General features: G+C 63.3%; 18 protein-coding genes. 10 read left to right on the top strand and 8 right to left on the bottom strand.

What is annotated here, in order from left to right; all coding sequences use genetic code 11:
• Together EN990_RS16860 and EN990_RS16855 are read left to right on the top strand one after the other, a co-directional pair.
• Positions 1 to 690: MFS transporter (locus tag EN990_RS16860; RefSeq protein ID WP_164766118.1), on the top strand; the 690-nt coding region annotated here is incomplete at its 5' end.
• 86 nt (positions 691 to 776) lie between these two features.
• Positions 777 to 1,832, top strand: a complete 1,056-nt coding sequence (locus tag EN990_RS16855) for a succinylglutamate desuccinylase/aspartoacylase family protein (protein WP_127384908.1) — start codon at positions 777 to 779, stop codon at positions 1,830 to 1,832.
• A 1-nt stretch (position 1,833) separates the two neighbouring features.
• Here the strand turns inward: EN990_RS16855 and EN990_RS16850 are convergent, their stop codons facing one another.
• Positions 1,834 to 2,604 (bottom strand): isocitrate lyase/phosphoenolpyruvate mutase family protein, encoded by a 771-nt coding sequence (locus tag EN990_RS16850; protein ID WP_127370114.1) that lies wholly within the window; start codon positions 2,602 to 2,604, stop codon positions 1,834 to 1,836.
• A gap of 319 nt (positions 2,605 to 2,923) precedes the next feature.
• Between EN990_RS16850 and EN990_RS16845 the strand changes: the two genes are divergently transcribed.
• Together EN990_RS16845 and EN990_RS16840 are read left to right on the top strand one after the other, a co-directional pair.
• A complete protein-coding gene (locus tag EN990_RS16845; RefSeq protein ID WP_127384907.1) occupies positions 2,924 to 5,113 on the top strand; it encodes an anthranilate synthase in 2,190 nt (729 codons plus the stop codon).
• A gap of 5 nt (positions 5,114 to 5,118) precedes the next feature.
• Positions 5,119 to 6,066 carry a cation diffusion facilitator family transporter gene (locus EN990_RS16840; RefSeq protein WP_127368482.1) on the top strand — a complete coding sequence of 316 codons (948 nt, stop codon included), beginning with the start codon at positions 5,119 to 5,121 and terminating at the stop codon, positions 6,064 to 6,066.
• A gap of 6 nt (positions 6,067 to 6,072) precedes the next feature.
• On the opposite strand, the gene EN990_RS16835 is transcribed toward EN990_RS16840, so the two are convergent.
• From EN990_RS16835 to EN990_RS16825, 3 genes are all read right to left on the bottom strand, one after another.
• Positions 6,073 to 6,459 (bottom strand): type II toxin-antitoxin system VapC family toxin, encoded by a 387-nt coding sequence (locus tag EN990_RS16835; protein ID WP_127368481.1) that lies wholly within the window; start codon positions 6,457 to 6,459, stop codon positions 6,073 to 6,075.
• The gene (gene vapB, locus EN990_RS16830) at positions 6,456 to 6,701 is read right to left on the bottom strand and encodes a type II toxin-antitoxin system VapB family antitoxin (protein ID WP_023760667.1); all 246 of its coding nucleotides are present in this window, start codon (positions 6,699 to 6,701) and stop codon (positions 6,456 to 6,458) included. Before vapB ends, EN990_RS16835 begins: the two co-directional genes overlap by 4 nt.
• Before the next feature lie 66 nt (positions 6,702 to 6,767).
• Positions 6,768 to 7,886, bottom strand: coding sequence for a hypothetical protein (locus EN990_RS16825; RefSeq protein WP_127368480.1), 1,119 nt, complete (start codon positions 7,884 to 7,886; stop codon positions 6,768 to 6,770).
• Between the two features lie 102 nt (positions 7,887 to 7,988).
• Here EN990_RS16825 and EN990_RS16820 point away from each other — a divergent pair, with 102 nt between their 5' ends.
• From EN990_RS16820 to EN990_RS16800, 5 genes are all read left to right on the top strand, one after another.
• Entirely contained in the window at positions 7,989 to 8,426 is a 438-nt protein-coding gene (locus tag EN990_RS16820) for a DsrE family protein (RefSeq protein ID WP_127368479.1), read from the top strand.
• A gap of 125 nt (positions 8,427 to 8,551) precedes the next feature.
• Positions 8,552 to 9,331, top strand: coding sequence for an SDR family oxidoreductase (locus EN990_RS16815; RefSeq protein WP_013529934.1), 780 nt, complete (start codon positions 8,552 to 8,554; stop codon positions 9,329 to 9,331).
• 63 nt (positions 9,332 to 9,394) lie between these two features.
• A complete protein-coding gene (locus EN990_RS16810) occupies positions 9,395 to 9,703 on the top strand; it encodes a putative quinol monooxygenase (RefSeq protein ID WP_013529933.1) in 309 nt (102 codons plus the stop codon).
• Positions 9,704 to 9,731: 28 nt separating this feature from the next.
• A complete protein-coding gene (locus EN990_RS16805; RefSeq protein ID WP_127368478.1) occupies positions 9,732 to 9,977 on the top strand; it encodes a type II toxin-antitoxin system Phd/YefM family antitoxin in 246 nt (81 codons plus the stop codon).
• 91 nt (positions 9,978 to 10,068) lie between these two features.
• Positions 10,069 to 11,172, top strand: coding sequence for an AbrB family transcriptional regulator (locus EN990_RS16800; protein WP_127368477.1), 1,104 nt, complete (start codon positions 10,069 to 10,071; stop codon positions 11,170 to 11,172).
• 7 nt (positions 11,173 to 11,179) lie between these two features.
• On the opposite strand, the gene EN990_RS16795 is transcribed toward EN990_RS16800, so the two are convergent.
• Positions 11,180 to 12,259, bottom strand: coding sequence for a siderophore-interacting protein (locus EN990_RS16795; protein ID WP_164753626.1), 1,080 nt, complete (start codon positions 12,257 to 12,259; stop codon positions 11,180 to 11,182).
• Between the two features lie 125 nt (positions 12,260 to 12,384).
• A complete protein-coding gene (locus EN990_RS16790; protein WP_013529929.1) occupies positions 12,385 to 13,269 on the bottom strand; it encodes a LysR family transcriptional regulator in 885 nt (294 codons plus the stop codon).
• Between the two features lie 145 nt (positions 13,270 to 13,414).
• Here EN990_RS16790 and EN990_RS16785 point away from each other — a divergent pair, with 145 nt between their 5' ends.
• Positions 13,415 to 14,950 carry an MFS transporter gene (locus tag EN990_RS16785; RefSeq protein WP_127368475.1) on the top strand — a complete coding sequence of 512 codons (1,536 nt, stop codon included), beginning with the start codon at positions 13,415 to 13,417 and terminating at the stop codon, positions 14,948 to 14,950.
• 23 nt (positions 14,951 to 14,973) lie between these two features.
• Here the strand turns inward: EN990_RS16785 and EN990_RS16780 are convergent, their stop codons facing one another.
• The gene (locus tag EN990_RS16780; RefSeq protein ID WP_013529927.1) at positions 14,974 to 15,750 is read right to left on the bottom strand and encodes an esterase family protein; all 777 of its coding nucleotides are present in this window, start codon (positions 15,748 to 15,750) and stop codon (positions 14,974 to 14,976) included.
• Positions 15,751 to 15,754: 4 nt separating this feature from the next.
• A complete protein-coding gene (locus EN990_RS16775; protein WP_024504514.1) occupies positions 15,755 to 16,921 on the bottom strand; it encodes an ATP-grasp domain-containing protein in 1,167 nt (388 codons plus the stop codon).
• Between the last annotated feature and the right edge of the window lie 570 nt (positions 16,922 to 17,491).

The following is a 17,491-nucleotide window of genomic DNA, read 5'->3' as shown; positions in this document are numbered from 1 at the left end:
GCCGTGGTCGGTATCGGCCTGATCTCGGTGGCAGCGATCGCCTGGTTGGTGCCGTCCGATGTCGCCGAGCCAAGCGGTGGCGGCCTGCGCGGCGAGCTGCGCGTGCTGGGCAAGCTGCAGGTCTGGCTGGCCATGCTGATCGCGGCGCTGACCTCCGCAAGCCTGTTCACCGTCTTCACCTACATCAAACCCTACCTCACCGAGGTATCGGGCTTGTCGACCTCGGCAGTCACGTGGGTTCTGCTGCTGTTCGGCGCGGGCATGACCATCGGCAACATCATCGGCGGCAGACTGGCCGACTGGAAACTGATGCCGACAGTGATCGGCACCCTGCTGCTGATGGCCCTGCTTTTCGTTGGATTCAGGCAGTTCGGCGCAATCGCCAGCGTTGCCATCGGCATCGTCTTCCTGTGGGGCCTGCTCATCTTCGTCGTCGTGCCGCCGTTGCAGATCCGGGTCGTCGAGGCGGCCTCCGAGGGACCGAACCTTGCCGCCACGCTGAACCAGGGCGCCTTCAATATCGGCAATGCCAGCGGCGCCTGGATAGGCGGCGTGGCCCTGTCCGCCGGTGTTTCCTATGCCAATTTGCCGCTGGTCGGCGCAGCACTCGCTCTTTTGGCGGTCACCGTCGCTGTGCTGTCGCAGGCGCTGGACCGGCGCGCGCCGGTCATCCCGCTTCCGGCTGAATAGTCTCTTGCGCCCATAGCGCGGCAGGCTGGACCAATCGACATCGGCGCCTTCAAATCGCATGTCTCTCGCTCCTGATGGAGGAAGTCATGCAGAAATCGATCGAACGCATCGCCGGGGAAAGCGAAGGGGTTTCCTACGAATTCCCGCTGTTCCGCTTCACTGGTTCCGACAAGGCTGCTCCTTCGGCCTATCTGCAGGCGGCACTCCATGCCGGCGAATTGCCGGGTGTCGTCGCCATCGACGCGCTGATGCCGATGCTTGCCAGGGCGGAGGCCGAAGGCCGCATCAAGGGCAACCTCACCATCGTGCCCTGGGCCAACCCGATCGGCCGGGCGCAATATCATTTCGGCGAGCATCAGGGCCGCTTTCATCTCGGCACGCGCACCAATTTCAACCGCGGCTTTCCGCTGCTCGCGGCGCCCGACACAGCGCTCTTGCCCGACACCACCCTTGGCAGCGTCGACCAGCGGCTGAAGACGCGGCTGGTGCAGCTGTCGCTCGGCCACGACATCATGCTCGACCTGCACTGCGATGACGAGGGCCTCGCCTATCTCTACGTCCACACCAGCCTGTGGCCTGGTATGGCCGATTGCGCCGCGGCCATGGGCGTCGACGCGGTCGTGCTGTGGAGCGAAGACACTGACGGCACCTTCGAGGGCGCCTCGATCATGCCCTATCAGAACGTCCCCGCCGATGTGGCCAAGCTCGACCGTCGCGTCGCCACCACCGTCGAATATCGCGGCATCCTCGATGTCGACGGTGCCTTGGCCGCCGCCGACGCCGACGGCCTCTACCGGCTGCTGGTGGCGCGCGGCGTGATCGCCGACAGCGCCCTGCCCGCGCCGGGTCCTTTCACCGGCTTCGTGGCGCCATTGGAAAACATCGACATGATGCCGGCGCCACGGGCCGGTGCCGTGCTCTATGACGTGAAGCCCGGCGACCGCGTCGCCAAGGGCGCGCGCCTCGCCACCATCGTCCATGCACCGGGTGAAGCCGATGGCCGCACCGAAGTGTTCGCACCGCAGGACGGCATCATGCTGACCCGCCGCTCGCGCCGCATCATCCGCGCCGGCGAAGATCTTCTGAAGCTGGTTGGCGACAGGAAGAGCACTGATGCCCGGTCGGGAACGCTGGAGGACTGACTTAGCCCGAAATAGCCAGTCGCGCTTTCGCCTCCAGCCATTCGGACATCTGCCGGTAAGGCATCGGGCCGTGACTGATGCGGGCGACACCCAGTTCCGCCAGCCGCTGGCGCGGCGGCACATGCGCCAGCGCAATGATGTTGACCGGCAACGCAATTGCCTTGCAGAGCGTCTCGATCAGGCCTTCGTCGCCAAGGCCCGGCGCAAAGAAGCCGTGCGCGCCGGCTTTTTCGAAGGCCTGTGCGCGCTCGATGGCCTGGTCGAGCAGAACGTCATCATGCGCATCCGGTTTCGCCTTGAGGAAGATGTCGGTTCGAGTGTTGATGAATGCCGGTATGCCGGAAGCCTTGACGGCCGCCGCCGCGGCTTCGATGCGCTTTGCCTGCACGGAAATGTCATGCAGGCCGCTGCCACCGACAATCTGATCCTCGAAATTGAAACCGATAGCGCCGGCCCGCAGCGCCAACGTCACCGTGCGAGCGACGATTTCCGGGTCAACGCCGTAGCCGCCCTCGAGGTCCATGGTCACCGGCAGGTCGACCGACCCGACGATGCGCTTGATGTTGTCGAGCGCCAGTTCCAGCGGGATTTTCTCGCCATCGGCGTAGCCGAACGCGGCCGCGACCGGCCAGCTTCCGGTGGCGATCGCCTTGGCACCCGCTTTCTCGATGATCTTGGCCGAACCCGGATCCCAGGCATTGTAGAGGACGACCGGGTTGCCCTTGACGTGGAGGGAATGAAACGTCCGCGCACGCTCGATCTGCTCGGTCATGGTTATTTTCCCGTCTTCCTGCTGTTGGATGAGCACTCTAAGCGGCACTGTCGGCTCTGGCGATGTGCCATGAGCCTGAGAAGCGGCGGCCAACGAACAGACTTTCAAACCTGTTGCGCATCCTTCTTTTCGCAGCTATGGATTTCGCCATGAATATGCGTTCGATCAAGACCATTTGGTGGTGGGCCTGCTGACAGCGGCCTGTTCGAACACGTGCGCGTGAATAGAGAGGGTGGCCGCAACGGAAAGTCCGGGCGGCCATTTGTTTTTTCCAAGCCATTCCCGGGTCCGTTGCCCCAAGAAGCTGATGGAGACGGCAATGACGATGAAGGTTCTGGAAAACGGCGCGGAAAGTTTCGTGACCGCGGGTGGCATCACCATCACCCGCGCGCGCCACGACCGGCCGTATGCGGGCGCGATCGACGCTTACGTCGACGGCCTGAATTCGCGCCGCGGCGCGGTGTTTTCCTCAAACTATGAATATCCCGGCCGCTACACGCGCTGGGACACCGCCATCATCGACCCGCCTCTGGTTATCTCCGCGCGCGGCCGCGCCATGCGTGTCGAGGCCCTCAACGGCCGTGGCGAGGTGTTGTTGCCGGTCATCGGCAAGGCGCTGGGTAGCCTGGCCGATATCACCATCGCCGAGACATCGAAAAGGCTCATCCGTCTCGACGTCGCCAAGCCCGGCCGTGTCTTCACGGAAGAAGAGCGCAGCCGCGTTCCTTCGGTGTTCACGGTGCTGCGCGCCATCACCGCTCTGTTCAAGACCGAGGAAGACGCCAATCTAGGTCTCTACGGCGCTTTCGGCTACGATCTCGCCTTCCAGTTCGACCCGGTAGACTACAAGCTCGAACGCAAGCCAAGCCAGCGCGACCTGGTGCTGTTCCTGCCTGACGAGATCCTGGTCGTCGACCATTATTCGGCCAAGGCATGGACCGACCGCTACGACTATGCCGGCGAGGGTTTTTCGACCGAAGGGCTGCCGCGCGACGAAATCTCCGAGCCGTTCAAGAGCCCCGACCGCATCCCGCCGCGCGGCGACCATGAACCCGGCGAATACGCCGACCTGGTGCGCAAGGCGATGGATTCGTTCAAGCGCGGCGACCTGTTCGAGGTCGTGCCGGGCCAGATGTTCTACGAGCGCTGCGAGACGCAGCCGTCCGAGATTTCGCGCAAGCTGAAGGCCATCAATCCGTCGCCCTATTCCTTCTTCATCAATCTGGGCGAAGGTGAATATCTGATCGGCGCCTCGCCCGAAATGTTCGTGCGCGTCAACGGCCGCCGCGTCGAGACCTGCCCGATCTCGGGCACCATCAAGCGCGGCGACGACGCAATTTCCGACTCAGAGCAGATCCTGAAACTGCTCAACTCGAAGAAAGACGAATCCGAGCTGACCATGTGCTCGGACGTCGACCGCAACGACAAGTCGCGGGTCTGCGAGCCGGGTTCGGTGCGCGTTATCGGCCGGCGCCAGATCGAGATGTATTCGCGCCTGATCCATACGGTCGACCACATCGAAGGCAGGCTGCGCGAAGGCATGGATGCCTTCGATGCCTTCCTGTCGCATGCCTGGGCGGTCACCGTCACCGGCGCGCCGAAGCTATGGGCCATGCGCTTTATCGAGCAGAACGAGAAGAGCCCGCGCGCCTGGTATGGCGGCGCGATCGGCATGGTCAATTTCAACGGCGACATGAACACCGGCCTGACGCTCCGCACCATCCGTATCAAGGACGGCATTGCCGAAGTGCGCGCCGGCGCCACATTGCTGTTCGACAGCATTCCCGAGGAAGAAGAAGCCGAAACCGAACTGAAGGCATCCGCCATGCTCTCCGCCATCCGCGACGCCAAGACAGGCAATTCCGCCAGCACCGAGCGCACCACCGCGCGCGTCGGCGACGGCGTCAACATCCTGCTGGTCGACCACGAGGACAGTTTCGTCCACACGCTGGCCAATTATTTTCGCCAGACCGGCGCCAACGTCTCGACCGTTCGCTCGCCGGTGCCTGAGGAAGTCTTCGACCGGCTGAAACCCGACCTCGTCGTGCTGTCGCCCGGCCCCGGCACGCCGAAGGACTTCGATTGCGCCGCAACCATCAAGAAGGCGCGCGCCCGCGAACTGCCGATCTTCGGCGTCTGCCTTGGCCTGCAGGCATTGGCCGAGGCCTATGGCGGCGAACTGCGGCAGCTGCACATACCGATGCACGGCAAGCCGTCGCGCATCCGCGTCTCCAAGCCCGGCATCATCTTCTCGGGCCTGCCCAAGGAAGTCACCGTCGGCCGCTACCACTCGATCTTTGCCGATCCGGTGCGGCTGCCCGACGATTTCATCGTCACGGCCGAGACCGAGGACGGCGTCATCATGGCCTTCGAGCACCGCAAGGAGCCGATCGCCGCAGTGCAATTCCACCCGGAATCGATCATGACGCTCGGGCACAATGCCGGCATGCGCATCATCGAGAACATCGTCGCCCACCTGCCGCGCAAGGCCAAGGAAAAGGCCGCCTGACGATCATGGCCGAAGCCGAGAACACGATGGCGATCGCGGCCAAGGCGGCCGCGAAGCGCAAGGTCGCGAACCTCGCCTTCTGGTCGATTATCGTCGCCTTTGTCGTGCTCGCGCTGAAAGCTGCCGCCTGGTACGTCACCGGCTCAGTCGCACTCTATTCGGACGCACTGGAATCGATCGTCAACGTCATCGCCTCGGTCGCCGCCTTCTGGGCGATCCAGATCAGCCACAAGCCGGCCGACCAGGATCATCCCTTCGGCCATCACAAGGCCGAGTATTTCTCGGCAGTGCTGGAAGGCGTGTTGATCGTGCTTGCCGCGCTATTGATCCTCAACGAGGTCTGGCGCTCCTGGCAGACTCCGTCACCCTTGGAACAGCCTTGGGAAGGTCTTGCGGTCAACGGCGTTGCCACGACTATCAACGCCTTCTGGGCCTGGACGCTGATCCGCGCCGGCAGGGCGGAGAAATCACCGGCACTGGTCGCCGACGGCAACCACATCATGACCGACGTGGTGACCTCGATCGGGGTCTTCGGCGGCCTGGTCGGGGCGATCCTGACCGGTTGGCAGATCCTTGACCCCGCACTTGCCGTCCTCGTGGCTTTGAACATCCTGTGGCAGGGCTGGCATGTCATCGGCTCGTCGATGAACGGGCTGATGGACCGCGCCGTCGACACCCAGGAGCACATGCGCATCCGCGACGTCATCTCGGCCAACTGCAAGGGCGCACTTGAAGTGCACGACCTCAAGACGCGCATCGCCGGCCGCGCCACCTTCATCGAGTTTCATCTGGTCGTCGACGCACACATGTCGGTCGGCGCCAGCCATGTCATCTGCGACCGCATCGAGGATGCGCTGAAGGCCGAAATCCCCTCGGTGCGCGTCACCATCCATGTCGAGCCCGACGACGAGGCCAAGCTGCCCAAGGGCACCACGGCCGTGCCGTTCGCATGAGGCGGTTCACCAGGTCTCGATTGAGAGATCTTTGATCCGCTCGAATTCCCGGACATTACGGGTCATCAGCGCAAGGTTCCGAGCGCGCGCTTGCCCACCGATCAACGCATCGTAGGGACCGATCGGAGTTCCTAACGTCGCAAGCGTTGCCCGAATCTCCCCAGCATGTCTTGCGTCTTCTCGGTCGAATTCGAGCACCGGGAACTGCAGAGCTTCGATGCGCGCCAAATTTTCAGCCCTTCGCTGGCTCTTTTCAGCACCATAGTGCAGTTCGTGCGCGACGATCGCAGAGAGGGCATAGTCCTGCGGCCTGTGCCGTTTTAGCAGCGCCAACAGACCCGCGTCGCCCTTGATGACCGCGATGACGGCATTGGTGTCGAGCAGGTAGATCACTTGAAAACGTCATCCAAGGCAGGTCGATCCTGCCCGTCTTGACGTTCGAGCGCCGCCTCGGCGAAATCGTTATCAAGCGGTCCGATCACTTGGTCTAGCCACGCCCAGTCCTGCGCAAGCGGTTCCAGAATGACGGTTTGCCCGTGACGGCGGATCGAAACCTCATCTGTTTCGAAACGGAACTCCTTGGGCAGACGCACAGCTTGTGACCGGCCCGACCAGAACACTTTCGCCTTGTCCATCACGCTATCCTCAAATGAGATATAGCAAAGATATATCCCTTCATGGCGACGTAGACAAGTCCGAGCTCAGGGCGAGCAGGCCGATTGCGGCATTGGCTTCAGCCGATAGACCTTGTCGTCGGATTTCGTCTTTCCGGCGTCCGCCTTCGAACACAGGTCGACGATTGCAAGCGCGCTGTTTGGGTTGGCCAGCATCATCGTGCCGTTGGCGCCACGCTTGAGGAAAATCTCCTTCTGCGCGATGTCGCAGGAGAAATCGCTCATCTTCGTGCTGGCCGCGCAGCGCCACTGGTCGGCTTCGCCCTGGCAGGAATAGGTCTGCGTCACCTTAGCCGATTTCTGCCGTGTGGTGACGGTAACGGCAATGTCGGCGCCGTCTGGCCAATTGGCGGTGTCACCGCCCGAGGCGAAGGACGCCAGTTCTACCTTGCCGCGGAAAACCCGGATCGACTGGGTGAGTTGATCGGGGTGCGAGCCGAGATGCGCTGCATCGTAGTCGCGCCCGTAGCAGAACGCCTGGTCCGGCTTCAGCCGCTCGCGCAACGGAGCTCCGAGCGCAGCGGCGACTGGATCGATGCGCGCGAACTCCGCCTGGCAGGTCGCTGCCGGCATCGGGTCGAGGCGGAAATTGTCATCCTCCGAGCCGAGCGCCTGCCTGTCATATTCCGCTGCGCCAAGCTCCTCTTCTGATCCGGCATCGAGATAGATGTCGGGCTGCAGATCCGAGAGGAACAGCCGACCCTTGTCATCGACCTTCAGCGACGCAAGCGTCCGGTCGCATTCCATGCCGCAATGGACCGGGCCCGTCTTGCCGTCCTCGGAAGCATGATTGCACCAGCCGCCGGCCCATTCAGGCGACTTGGCGCCGCGCACCGTGGTGGCGATGAAGGCATTGTAGGACGTGTCGGAATTCCCGGTCGGCTCCTCGTTCGGCCGGCTGACCGGATCATGGCCGTAGTAGAAGAAGATCCGCGCCACCTTCTGCTTCGGGTGCGCCTTGAGATGCGCCGCATCATAGACGCGGCCGAAACAGGCATCAGCGCCGTTCGGACTGAGTTCGGTAAGCTTCAGCGCATCGTCGGCGGAGGCCGATCCGGCAAGCGCGCCGAGCAGCACGGCGCAAAACCCGGCGCCGGCAACCGTCTTCCATTCCCCCAACCCAAACGCCCATTCCTTCAACGCCATGTGACCTCTCCTCCGCATCGAAAGGACGCAACGGCAATTTATGCTAGTATTGCGGCTGGAGTCACGCAATTCGCGGTCAGCCGCCAAGCGGAGGAGGATGCCATGCGCCGGCGCGATATGTTCCGCACGGTTCTTGCCGGAACCGGAACGCTTCTCGGTCTGCGGGCAGCACAGGCAGCCGCCACCGAGCCCACAAGGCAAAAAGTCGCCTACCACTTGAGCGACAGCGACAAGGTCAATTTCGTGCTCGGCAACATCAAGAACCATTATGAAGGCACCGGCGGCAAGGTCGACATCGTGCTGGTCGTGCATGGTCCCGCGCTCGCGGCCTTCAAGTCGAAAGGCATATCGGCCGCGATTTCCGGGCGCTTCGCCGGCCTGGTGCAGCAGGGACTGGAACCCCACGCCTGCGCCAACACCATGCACGGCATGGACATTACACTCCCCGACCTGCTCGCCGGATTTCATGCCGCCGACAAGGGCGGCGTCGTCAAACTCGCCGAACTGCAAGGCCAGGGTTACGCCTATCTGCGTCCGTAGAGCGGTTTGTTTGACGCAAATCCCCCGGGGAAAGCGCTCACACTTTTCCTTGAATTGCTCCAAGGCTTGAACACCGGGGTGGCAAGGGCCTACGAAGGGCAGGCAGACATCCCGGAGGAAGAACCGTGCCAGCCACCACACTCAGCATACCCGATCTTGCCGGCAAGGCAGTGCTGGTTACCGGTGCATCGACCGGCATCGGGGCGGCGCTCGCGCTGGCCTATGCAGCGCAGAAATGCAAGGTGGCGTTGCATTATAACTCGAGCCGCGACGCCGCCGAGAAGCTCGGCCTGACGATTGCCGACAAGGGCGGCGAGGTGTTTCTCGTCCAGGGCGATTTCTCCGTTGCCGCCGATGTCGAGCGCGTCGTCGAGGACAGTGCGCAATATTTCGGCCGCCTCGACGGGCTGGTCAACAATGCCGGCGGCATGCTCGGCCGCATCCCCTATGCCGAGCAGACCGAGGCGCATTACGATGCGGTGATGGACCTCAACGCCCGTTCGGTGCTGACTGCTTCGCGCAAGGCGATCCCGTGGCTGAAGAAACAGGGCGGCTTCATCGTCAACACCTCGTCGATCGCCGCCCGCAATGGTGCGGGCGGCGGCGCCGGGCTTTACGGCTCGGCCAAGGCCTTCGTCTCCAATGTGACGCGTGGCATGGCCAAGGAGCTGATCGGCTTCGGCATCCGCGTCAACGCGGTGGCGCCCGGCACAATTCTCACCCCGTTCCACGAGCGCTATTCGACCGACGAGCAGATCAAGGGCATGGTCGCCACCATTCCGCAGGGACGCGCCGGCACGGCGCAGGATTGCGTCGGCGCCTATCTGTTCCTCTCTTCCGACCTTCTCAGCGGCTACATCACCGGCCAGGTGATCGAGGTGAATGGCGGCCAGTTGATGCCTTGAACGGCTATCGGCATACTGGCGATCTGCACGCTCTTGTCGAAAACCTCAAAGGGAGACAACGGAATGTACGGACTGATCGGCAAGATGCGGGCGTCGCGCGGCCAGCGCGACGCGGTCATGGACCTCCTGCGCGCCAGCACCGGCGCCCTGCCGGGCTGCCTGAGCTATATCATCGCCCGCGATCCCGCCGATGCCGACGCGATCTGGGTCACCGAAGTGTGGACCGACGCCGAAAGCCACAAGGCCTCGCTGCAGCTTCCCGAAGTCCAGGCGGCGATCGCCAAGGCGCGGCCGTTCATCGCCGGCTTCGAATTCCAGGTCGAGACCCACCCCGTCGGCGGCTTCGGCCTAGCCGACAGCAAGACGGGGTGAGTTCGATGCCAATTTTGAGGAGCAATCTTTGACGCAGACAGTAAACATTCGCGATGCGAAAGCTCATCTGTCGCGCCTTGTGAGACGTGCAGCCCAAGGCGAGTCGTTTGTTATTGCCAAAGCCGGCAAGCCGTTGGCCAGAATCGTGCCGATCGAACAGCCGGCGCTGCAGGCGCGACGGGTCGGTTTTATGGCCGGCCAGTTTTCCGTCCCCGACGATTTCGACCGCACGGGTCGCAATGAGATCGAGCAACGGTTCAACGCCGGCTTGTGAGACCTGTTACTCGACACCTGGGCGGGTGAAACAATCATTTTTCTGTGAATCGCGGTTCGCATTTTTCGCCCTGCGGGTCTAAGAGCGAAACATGGATTCCTCGGCCGAGCAGCCCTCCCCGGACCTGCCCACACTCGAGCGCATGGCGCGGATGCGCAGGCTCTGGCAGTGGCTTGCCCTGCTGGTTGTTTCCTTGCTGTTTGCCGGCGCGCTGGAACTCGCCGCCCTGCCGGCGGCGCTGCTGATCGGGCCGATGCTGGCCGCCATCGTCGCCGGCACCAATGGCGCCACGGTGCGCGTGCCGCGTCTTCTGTTCGGCGCCGCCCAGGCGATCGTCGGCTGCCTCGTCGCGGCGTCGATCTCGGCCGACATCTTTCCGGTCTTCTACAAGGAATGGCCGCTGTTTCTTGGCGTCGTGGTGGCCACCGTCACAGCCTCCAGCCTGCTCGGCTGGCTGATCAGCCGCTGGCGCATCCTGCCCGGCACCACCGCCGTCTGGGGCTCGTCGCCGGGTGCGGCCACCGCCATGGTGCTGATGGCGGGTGCCTTCGGCGCCGATCAGCGGCTCGTCGCTTTCATGCAATATCTGCGCGTCATCTTCGTCTCGATGACGGCGGCACTCGTTGCCAAGATGTGGGTCGACACGTCTGAGGTCGAAATCCCCGCCATCGTCTGGTTTCCGCCGATCGATGCCCAAGCCTTCGCCGCCACCATCGGCATCGCGGTCGTAGGCGGCCTGGCGGGAAAGTTGTGCCGACTGCCCTCGCCCTTCTTCCTCGGCACCTTCATCTTCGGCACCGTCGTCCATCTCGGCTTGGGCGTGGAAATGCAATTGCCGCAATGGCTGCTGGCCGTCAGCTACGCCATGGTCGGCTGGTCGATCGGCCTGAACTTCACAAGGGCGATCCTGCGCCATGCGGCGCACGCCTTGCCGCAGATCATCGCCTCGATCGTGGCCTTGATCGCCTTTTGCGGCGGCCTTGCCTTCATGATCAGCCATCTCCTGGGCATCGATCCGCTGACCGCCTATCTGGCGACCAGCCCCGGCGGCATGGACAGCATCGCCATCATCGCTGCAGCAGCGCAGAACGTCGACATCTCTTTCGTCATGGCGCTGCAATCGGTGCGCTTCCTGATCGTGCTGCTGGTTGGCCCGAGCGTGGCGCGGCTGGTGGCGAGAGGCGTCAGGCAATAGGCAGCGGCTAGTCCTCGCCGCCCTCGCCCACGCTGTGCGCGTCCCGGCGCCAGTAGGCCGTAACCAGGTGGCGGTCGCGCGGCAGGCCCCACTGTTTACGCACGATCTTGCGGATCTCCCGGAAATCGCCAAATTCGCAACCGACCCAGACGTACAGGCCGTCGGCAAGCGCCATGTGCTTGCGCTCGCGCAAGGCGGCGGACAACAGGCCCGCGGTGCCGGCCTCGCGGCCGTGCCGGTAAAGCCAGGTGATGTCGATATTATCCCCTTGCGCCAGCGCCATCCGGTCGTCCGGCCCATCGATCTCGATCAGCGCCTCAGCGCGTGTTGACGGCGGCAGATCTTCCAGAATCCTGCCTATGGCGGGAAGTGCTGTGTCGTCGCCGAGCAGAAGCAAGGTCTGCGCCACCGGAGCGTCGCCGCCACCGGGTCCGATCATGCCGATGACATCTCCCGCCCGTGCATTTTGCGCGAAGCTGGCGGCGGGCGTCTCCTGGCCGGGGTGCAGCACGAAATCGACATCGAGCCAGCCGCTTGCGGCATCCAGCGCCCGGATCGTGTAGACCCGCACGGCAAGCGCATCGTCGCCCGAAGGCCAGACAATCAAGCCATCGGCACCCATCGACGGCCAGAGCGGCTGGCGGCCAGCCGGCGGCAGCAGCAGCCGTATGTGCAGGCCGCCATGGCTAAACCGGCCGAGATCCTTACCGGCGAAGCGCAGACGCTGCATATGCGCCGAGAACCGCGTCGACGACATCACCGTGATCTCGCGGAAGAAGACCGGCATGCCGGCGTCAATGCCGTCGCCTTGCCAATGGATGCCCCTGGTCGTGCCGAGATGTTCGGCGACATGGCCGGCAACCGTCATCTTCATGTAGGACAGGCAGGTTTCGTCGGACGCCGCGACGCGGATCAGTACGCTTTCATTATCGAGCGTGGCGCTCAACGAACCATAATAGAGGCGAAGCTCCCATTGGTCGGCGACGCCGGTGTCGATCTCGAATTCGCTGTGCTCGGCGCGCAGCCGGTCCATCACCGACCTGATCGCCGCGTCGCTGATCCGGGTTTGCGCGCTCAATTGGTCCATCATTCAAGTCCTATGCAACAGTTCGGGGCAAGCGCCGCAGCGCCCCCGCGGTCAGCGGCATGCCACAGCCGCTCAAGCGCTTCCACACAAACATGACTATCACTGTCATATTATGCGATGAACGCCTAGCGCGCCGCAAGGCGATCGGGAAGGAAATCGACGAACACGCGCACCTTCGGCGACAAATGGCGGTTGGAAGGCCACAGCATCCGGAACTGGCCACGGCCGTCGACATGACCGTCGAGAACGGTACGCAGCCTGTCTTCGTGCAGCGCCTCACGCACCAGGAAATCCGGCATGCAGGCGATGCCGAGGCCGGCGATCGTGGCGCCCTTCAATGCTTCCATGTTGTTGCAGGTCAGCATCGAGCGGATCTGCGGTTCAGCGCTTCCGGTTATGAACGGCCACTCCAGCAGCCTGCCGCTGTTGAGGAAGCGGAAGTTTATGCCGAAATGCCTGATGAGATCCGCCGGCTCGCCGGGTGTGCCATGGCGCTCGAGGTAGGAGGGCGCCGCGCACAGCAGCATGCGGAAGGGCGCAACGGGTCTCGACACGAGGCGCGAATCAGGCAGCTCGCCGCTGCGGATCGCGACATCGATGCCCTCGTCGATGACGTCGACGATCCGGTCGTTGAAATCGATATCGAGCTCGATCTCGGGATAGCGGGCCATGAACTCCGACAGCACCGGCAGCAACAGATGATAGGTGACGATCGGGGTGGATATGCGCAGCCGCCCACGCGGTGTTTCCCGTGTCCGCGACAGCATCGCCTCGGCATCGTCGATGTCGTCGAGGATGCGGCGCACCCGCTCGTTGAACAGCTTGCCCTCTTCCGTCAGGCCAATGCGCCGCGTGCTGCGCTGCAGGAGCCGCACGCCGAGTTCCTGCTCAAGCCGGGCGACACTTTTGCCGACAGCGGAAGCCGAGATGCCAAGCGCCCGTCCGGCAGCGACGAAATTGCCGAATTCGGCGGTGCGGGCAAAGGCCAGGAGCCCGTTGAGACGATCCATCGTGTCATTCCATTCGAGCGTTTCAGTCCGATATACCAGGAGATATAACACCATTTTTCCTGAAATGCCGACGACCTATCTTGTCATCACGACCGGCTCCGCAATCGCGGCCCACCGGCGAGTGCTGTTTCAGATAGGAAAATCCATGACTTCCAGGACCACAACCGGCTCTGCCGAGAGATGGCTCGTGCTCTTGTCCGTGTGCCTTGCCGCGATGACGATGCCATTGACCTTCACCGGTCCGGCCGTCGCTCTGTCGCGCATCGCGGCCGATCTCAGCGGCAGTCCCATCGAGCTCAACTGGGTGACCAACGCCTTCATGCTGACCTTCGGCGCCACCCTGATGGCGTCGGGCGCCCTGGCCGACAACCACGGCCGCAAGCGCCTCTTCCTCGTCGGCCTCTCCCTCTATATCCTGGCATCACTGGGCGCGATGCTGGCGCCGGACATCATCTGGTTCGACATCTTCCGGGCCGTGCAGGGGATCGGCAGTGCGGCCGCCTTCGCTGGCGGCGCCTCGGCACTCGCCCAGGAATTCGAAGGGCCATTGCGGCTGCGCGCCTTCAGCTTCCTCGGCACCAGTTTCGGCATCGGCCTCGCCTTCGGCCCGATCGCGTCGGGCCTGCTCATCTCCGCATTCGGCTGGCGGTCGATCTTTCTTCTGGTTGTGGCACTCGCGATTGCCGCCGCCATGCTCGGCCTGCGCACCATCAGGGAATCGCGCGACCCGGATGCGACGGGCCTCGACTGGGCGGGAGCCGGCACCTTCACGATCGCGCTGGCGTCGCTGACCTATGGCGTGCTCCAGGCGCCGCAGAGCGGCTGGGCTGATCCCCTCGTCGTCACGCTTCTGGCCGCTTCTATCATCTGTTTTGTCGCCTTCGTCGTTGTCGAGCGGCAAGCACAACGGCCGATGCTCGATCTCACGCTGTTTGCCTACCCCCGCTTCGTCGGCGTCCAGTTCCTGGCTGCGGCACCCGCTTACGCCTTCGTCGTCCTGCTCGTCCTGTTGCCGATCCGTTTCATCGGCATCGAAGGGATGAACGAGATCAAGGCCGGGCAATTGATGATCTGCCTCTCAGGTCCGCTGCTGATCCTGCCGATGCTCGCCGGCCAGCTGGCGCGCTGGATCGCACCGGCCACCATCTGCGGCGTCGGCCTGCTCGTCGCTGCCGCCGGGCTTGTCTGGCTGAGCCTGACACCACCGGTCGATAGTGCGCTGATGGCGCCGCTGATGCTGATCGGCGTCGGCATCGCTCTGCCCTGGGGATTGATGGACGGGCTTGCGGTCAGCGTCGTGCCAAGGGAGCGCGCCGGCATGGCGGTCGGCATCTTCAACACCACCCGCGTCGCCTGCGAGGGTGTGGCGCTGGCGATCGTCATGGCGACGCTTTCCGGCTTTGCCGCCGCGCAGCTCGCCGCACAAGGAATGGCATCTTCGACGGACGCAGCGGCGGCAGCCCAGTTGCTGGTGACCGGCAATCTCGGCGAAGCAGCACAACATTTGCCCCAAGCCGGAGCCATTGTTCTGGTCCAGGCCTACGAGACGGCGTTCGACAGGCTGCTGATCGTGTTGGCGGCGATCACCGTCGTCACCGCCCTTGTCGTCTTCCTTGGCCTGCGTCGCGTATCGGCTTCCGAGCGCGAAACCGCCGCCCTGCCGGCATGCCAGAAAGGGTAGCCGTCAGCGGACGGGCCTCGCTATCAATCCAGCCTGTGCATCAGGTCCTCATCCAGCCAACGGCCGAAGAAATAGACCAGTTGCTTGTGCCACCACGGCCAGTCGTGGCTGACATCGCCGCCCCAATAATCGACCCAGGCGGGAATGGATTTGTCGCGCAGGATCTGTTCCAACCTGCGCGTCTCGACCAGCATCCGCTCTTCCCACGCGCCCTGCCCGCAGCAGAAGATCAGCCTGAGCGTCTTCAGCCGGGCCAGCAGTTTGGGATCGACGATGCCGGGCAGATAGTCCAGCGGCGAGTTGTAGAAAATGTCGCCCTCGAGCGCCCTGCCGAAAAAATCGCGGGCCGAATAGACGCCCGACAGCGCGATGACGCCGCTGGCGAGTTCGGGAAAGCGGAAGACGAAGTTCGAGGAGTGATAGCCGCCCATCGAACAGCCCGAGAACAGCGGCTTCAGCTTGCGCCCGCCATTGGCCTGCTCGGCCGTGGACAGGAAGTCCGGCAGCGCTTCCTCGCGCACATAGCGGAAATAGGCCTCGTGGCGGGCAATGCGATGAGCCGCGTCGGCATGCTTGTCGAAGAAGGATTCCGAATCGACGCCGTCGACCGTGAACAGCTGGATGCGGCCGGTGTCGATGAATTCGGCCAGTGCGCCCACCCCGCCGGAATCCTCGAACTGGTAGAACCGGCCCTGCGAGGTCGGAAACACCACCACCGGCCGGCCGGCATGGCCGTAGCGCTTGTATTCCATGTCGCGGCCGAGTTGGCTCGAGAAATTCTTGTGATAGGAAATGTCCATCGCCTCACGCCTTTTCCGCGTGGATGTACGCGACCGCTTCGCGCAGCGCTGCTTCGTCTTTCGAGCGCATCTGGTAGGCGTAATTTCCCATGGCGCGGCTGAAAACCTCTTCGATGGCCTGATGGTGGACGATCTTGTCGCGGTGCGCGGCTAGCACGTCCTCATGGCTGTGCAAATAGTGGAGGCGTCGCTTGCGGCTGGCATAGGCGGTGAAATATTTGCCCTCGTAAGGGCCGCCGGCGGCATCCCTGACCACCATGTCGGCCCACGCCGCATAGACATCGATGTCGAACGTATAGTTGATCGCATCGGTCATCCACGCGCCGGGCGGGCGCATGTTGACCTCCAGCGCGATGACACGGTCGTCCTTGGTCTCGAACAGCTCGATGTGGAAGAAGCGTTCCCGCACGTCGAATGCTTTCAGGATCTTTCGACCGGCCTCCTCGACCGCCGGGTTGATCCTGGGAAAGCAGGTATAGCTCATGTGGCGGTCCTTGTTGACCACCTCCATGACGCTCTGGTCGTAGCGGTGGCTGGCCGCCAGCACCACCTCGCCGTCGCGGTTGACCAGCCCGTCATAGGTCACCACCAGCCCCTCGATGAACTGCTCCATGACGAAGGTCACGTCCTCGGGCTTGTCCCGGAAGAACTGGTCGAGCTCCTTGGCGTTGGAGATCTTGAAGGTGTTCGATGCGCCGGAACCGCTGTCGGGCTTGACCACCACCGGATAGCCAACGCGCCGGATGAAGGTCATGGCCCCGGCGCGGTCGGAACATTTGCGCTGCGCGATGGTGTCGACGCCGCTCTTGCGGAAGAAGGCACGCATGCGGCTCTTGCGCTTCAGGTTCTTCACGAAATCGAGCTTGGTGCCGTAGATGTTGAAATCGGTGCGGATGTTGGCTTCCAGCTCCAGCCAGTGTTCGTTGAGCGATTCAAAGCGGTCGATGCGGCCCCACTTGTGGATGAAATGCCCCATTGCCCGGAACACCGGATCATAGTCCTCCATGTCGGCGACACGGTAGTACTCGCTGAGCGCCGCCTTCAGCTTGGCGTCGAGCGCGTCATAGGGCGCGTCGCCGATACCGAGCACCCTGGCCCCGGCCTTCTTCAAACGGTCGCAGAAATCCGCGCCATTGGCGGGAAAATGCGGCGAGAAGAACACGAAATTCATGGACGACCCCTCCCGGTGACTGGACATCGCAACCCGTCGCCCAAGTCTGGCCCATTTGCCGCGCCTGGGGAAGAGCACGCGCGTCGGGGTGCCGCCCGTCTCAACCAGCCGGCAGACAAATCGGACAACTCATCTGCTGCCTAATCCGGACGACTGCTTACGACACGGCCTGCCGAACTCAGCTGAACAAAGGCCTGGCGGCGACAGTCAGTTCGGCGGTGTTGGCAGCTTTTGTGCCGAAAGTTTTTTAATGATAGGAATTTTTTCTTGACTCCCTGCCCTCAGCTAAGGTACATTTTCATCCATGGTGCTGATTTGCGCCAGTGACCCGCCGAACAGGCGGGTTTTTCGTTTGACGCTTCGTCGGCCAACGCGCCGGCAAAGGCTCCGAAGCCTGTTAACCCGGATTCGTTGTCCTGCACGGCCTGCGGCCCGCTTCATCCCCAGCCTCCATTCGCTGGCGATAAAACCGGACAACTCACGTGCTAATCCGGACAACTCATGTGCTTACGACACGGCCCGCGGCCCACTTGCCTCCCACAAGCCGCTCCTGTAAGAGAACCGCCATGA

It is taken from the genome of Mesorhizobium sp. M7A.F.Ca.US.005.03.1.1, assembly GCF_003997975.1.
Classification (GTDB): Bacteria; Pseudomonadota; Alphaproteobacteria; order Rhizobiales; family Rhizobiaceae; genus Mesorhizobium; species Mesorhizobium ciceri.
The sequence above is the reverse complement of the archived record's forward strand: the minus strand, read 5'-3'. Positions and strand labels throughout refer to the sequence as shown.

What these genes read in the sequence shown, in the direction of transcription:
- EN990_RS16855 (WP_127384908.1), top strand. Translation starts at nt 777, where the DNA reads ATGCAGAAATCGATCGAACGCATCGCCGGGGAAAGCGAAGGGGTTTCC.
- EN990_RS16850 (WP_127370114.1), bottom strand. Translation starts at nt 2,604, where the DNA reads ATGACCGAGCAGATCGAGCGTGCGCGGACGTTTCATTCCCTCCACGTC.
- EN990_RS16845 (WP_127384907.1), top strand. Translation starts at nt 2,924, where the DNA reads ATGACGATGAAGGTTCTGGAAAACGGCGCGGAAAGTTTCGTGACCGCG.
- EN990_RS16840 (WP_127368482.1), top strand. Translation starts at nt 5,119, where the DNA reads ATGGCCGAAGCCGAGAACACGATGGCGATCGCGGCCAAGGCGGCCGCG.
- vapB (WP_023760667.1), bottom strand. Translation starts at nt 6,701, where the DNA reads ATGGACAAGGCGAAAGTGTTCTGGTCGGGCCGGTCACAAGCTGTGCGT.
- EN990_RS16825 (WP_127368480.1), bottom strand. Translation starts at nt 7,886, where the DNA reads ATGGCGTTGAAGGAATGGGCGTTTGGGTTGGGGGAATGGAAGACGGTT.
- EN990_RS16820 (WP_127368479.1), top strand. Translation starts at nt 7,989, where the DNA reads ATGCGCCGGCGCGATATGTTCCGCACGGTTCTTGCCGGAACCGGAACG.
- EN990_RS16810 (WP_013529933.1), top strand. Translation starts at nt 9,395, where the DNA reads ATGTACGGACTGATCGGCAAGATGCGGGCGTCGCGCGGCCAGCGCGAC.
- EN990_RS16800 (WP_127368477.1), top strand. Translation starts at nt 10,069, where the DNA reads ATGGATTCCTCGGCCGAGCAGCCCTCCCCGGACCTGCCCACACTCGAG.
- EN990_RS16795 (WP_164753626.1), bottom strand. Translation starts at nt 12,259, where the DNA reads ATGGACCAATTGAGCGCGCAAACCCGGATCAGCGACGCGGCGATCAGG.
- EN990_RS16790 (WP_013529929.1), bottom strand. Translation starts at nt 13,269, where the DNA reads ATGGATCGTCTCAACGGGCTCCTGGCCTTTGCCCGCACCGCCGAATTC.
- EN990_RS16785 (WP_127368475.1), top strand. Translation starts at nt 13,415, where the DNA reads ATGACTTCCAGGACCACAACCGGCTCTGCCGAGAGATGGCTCGTGCTC.
- EN990_RS16780 (WP_013529927.1), bottom strand. Translation starts at nt 15,750, where the DNA reads ATGGACATTTCCTATCACAAGAATTTCTCGAGCCAACTCGGCCGCGAC.
- EN990_RS16775 (WP_024504514.1), bottom strand. Translation starts at nt 16,921, where the DNA reads ATGAATTTCGTGTTCTTCTCGCCGCATTTTCCCGCCAATGGCGCGGAT.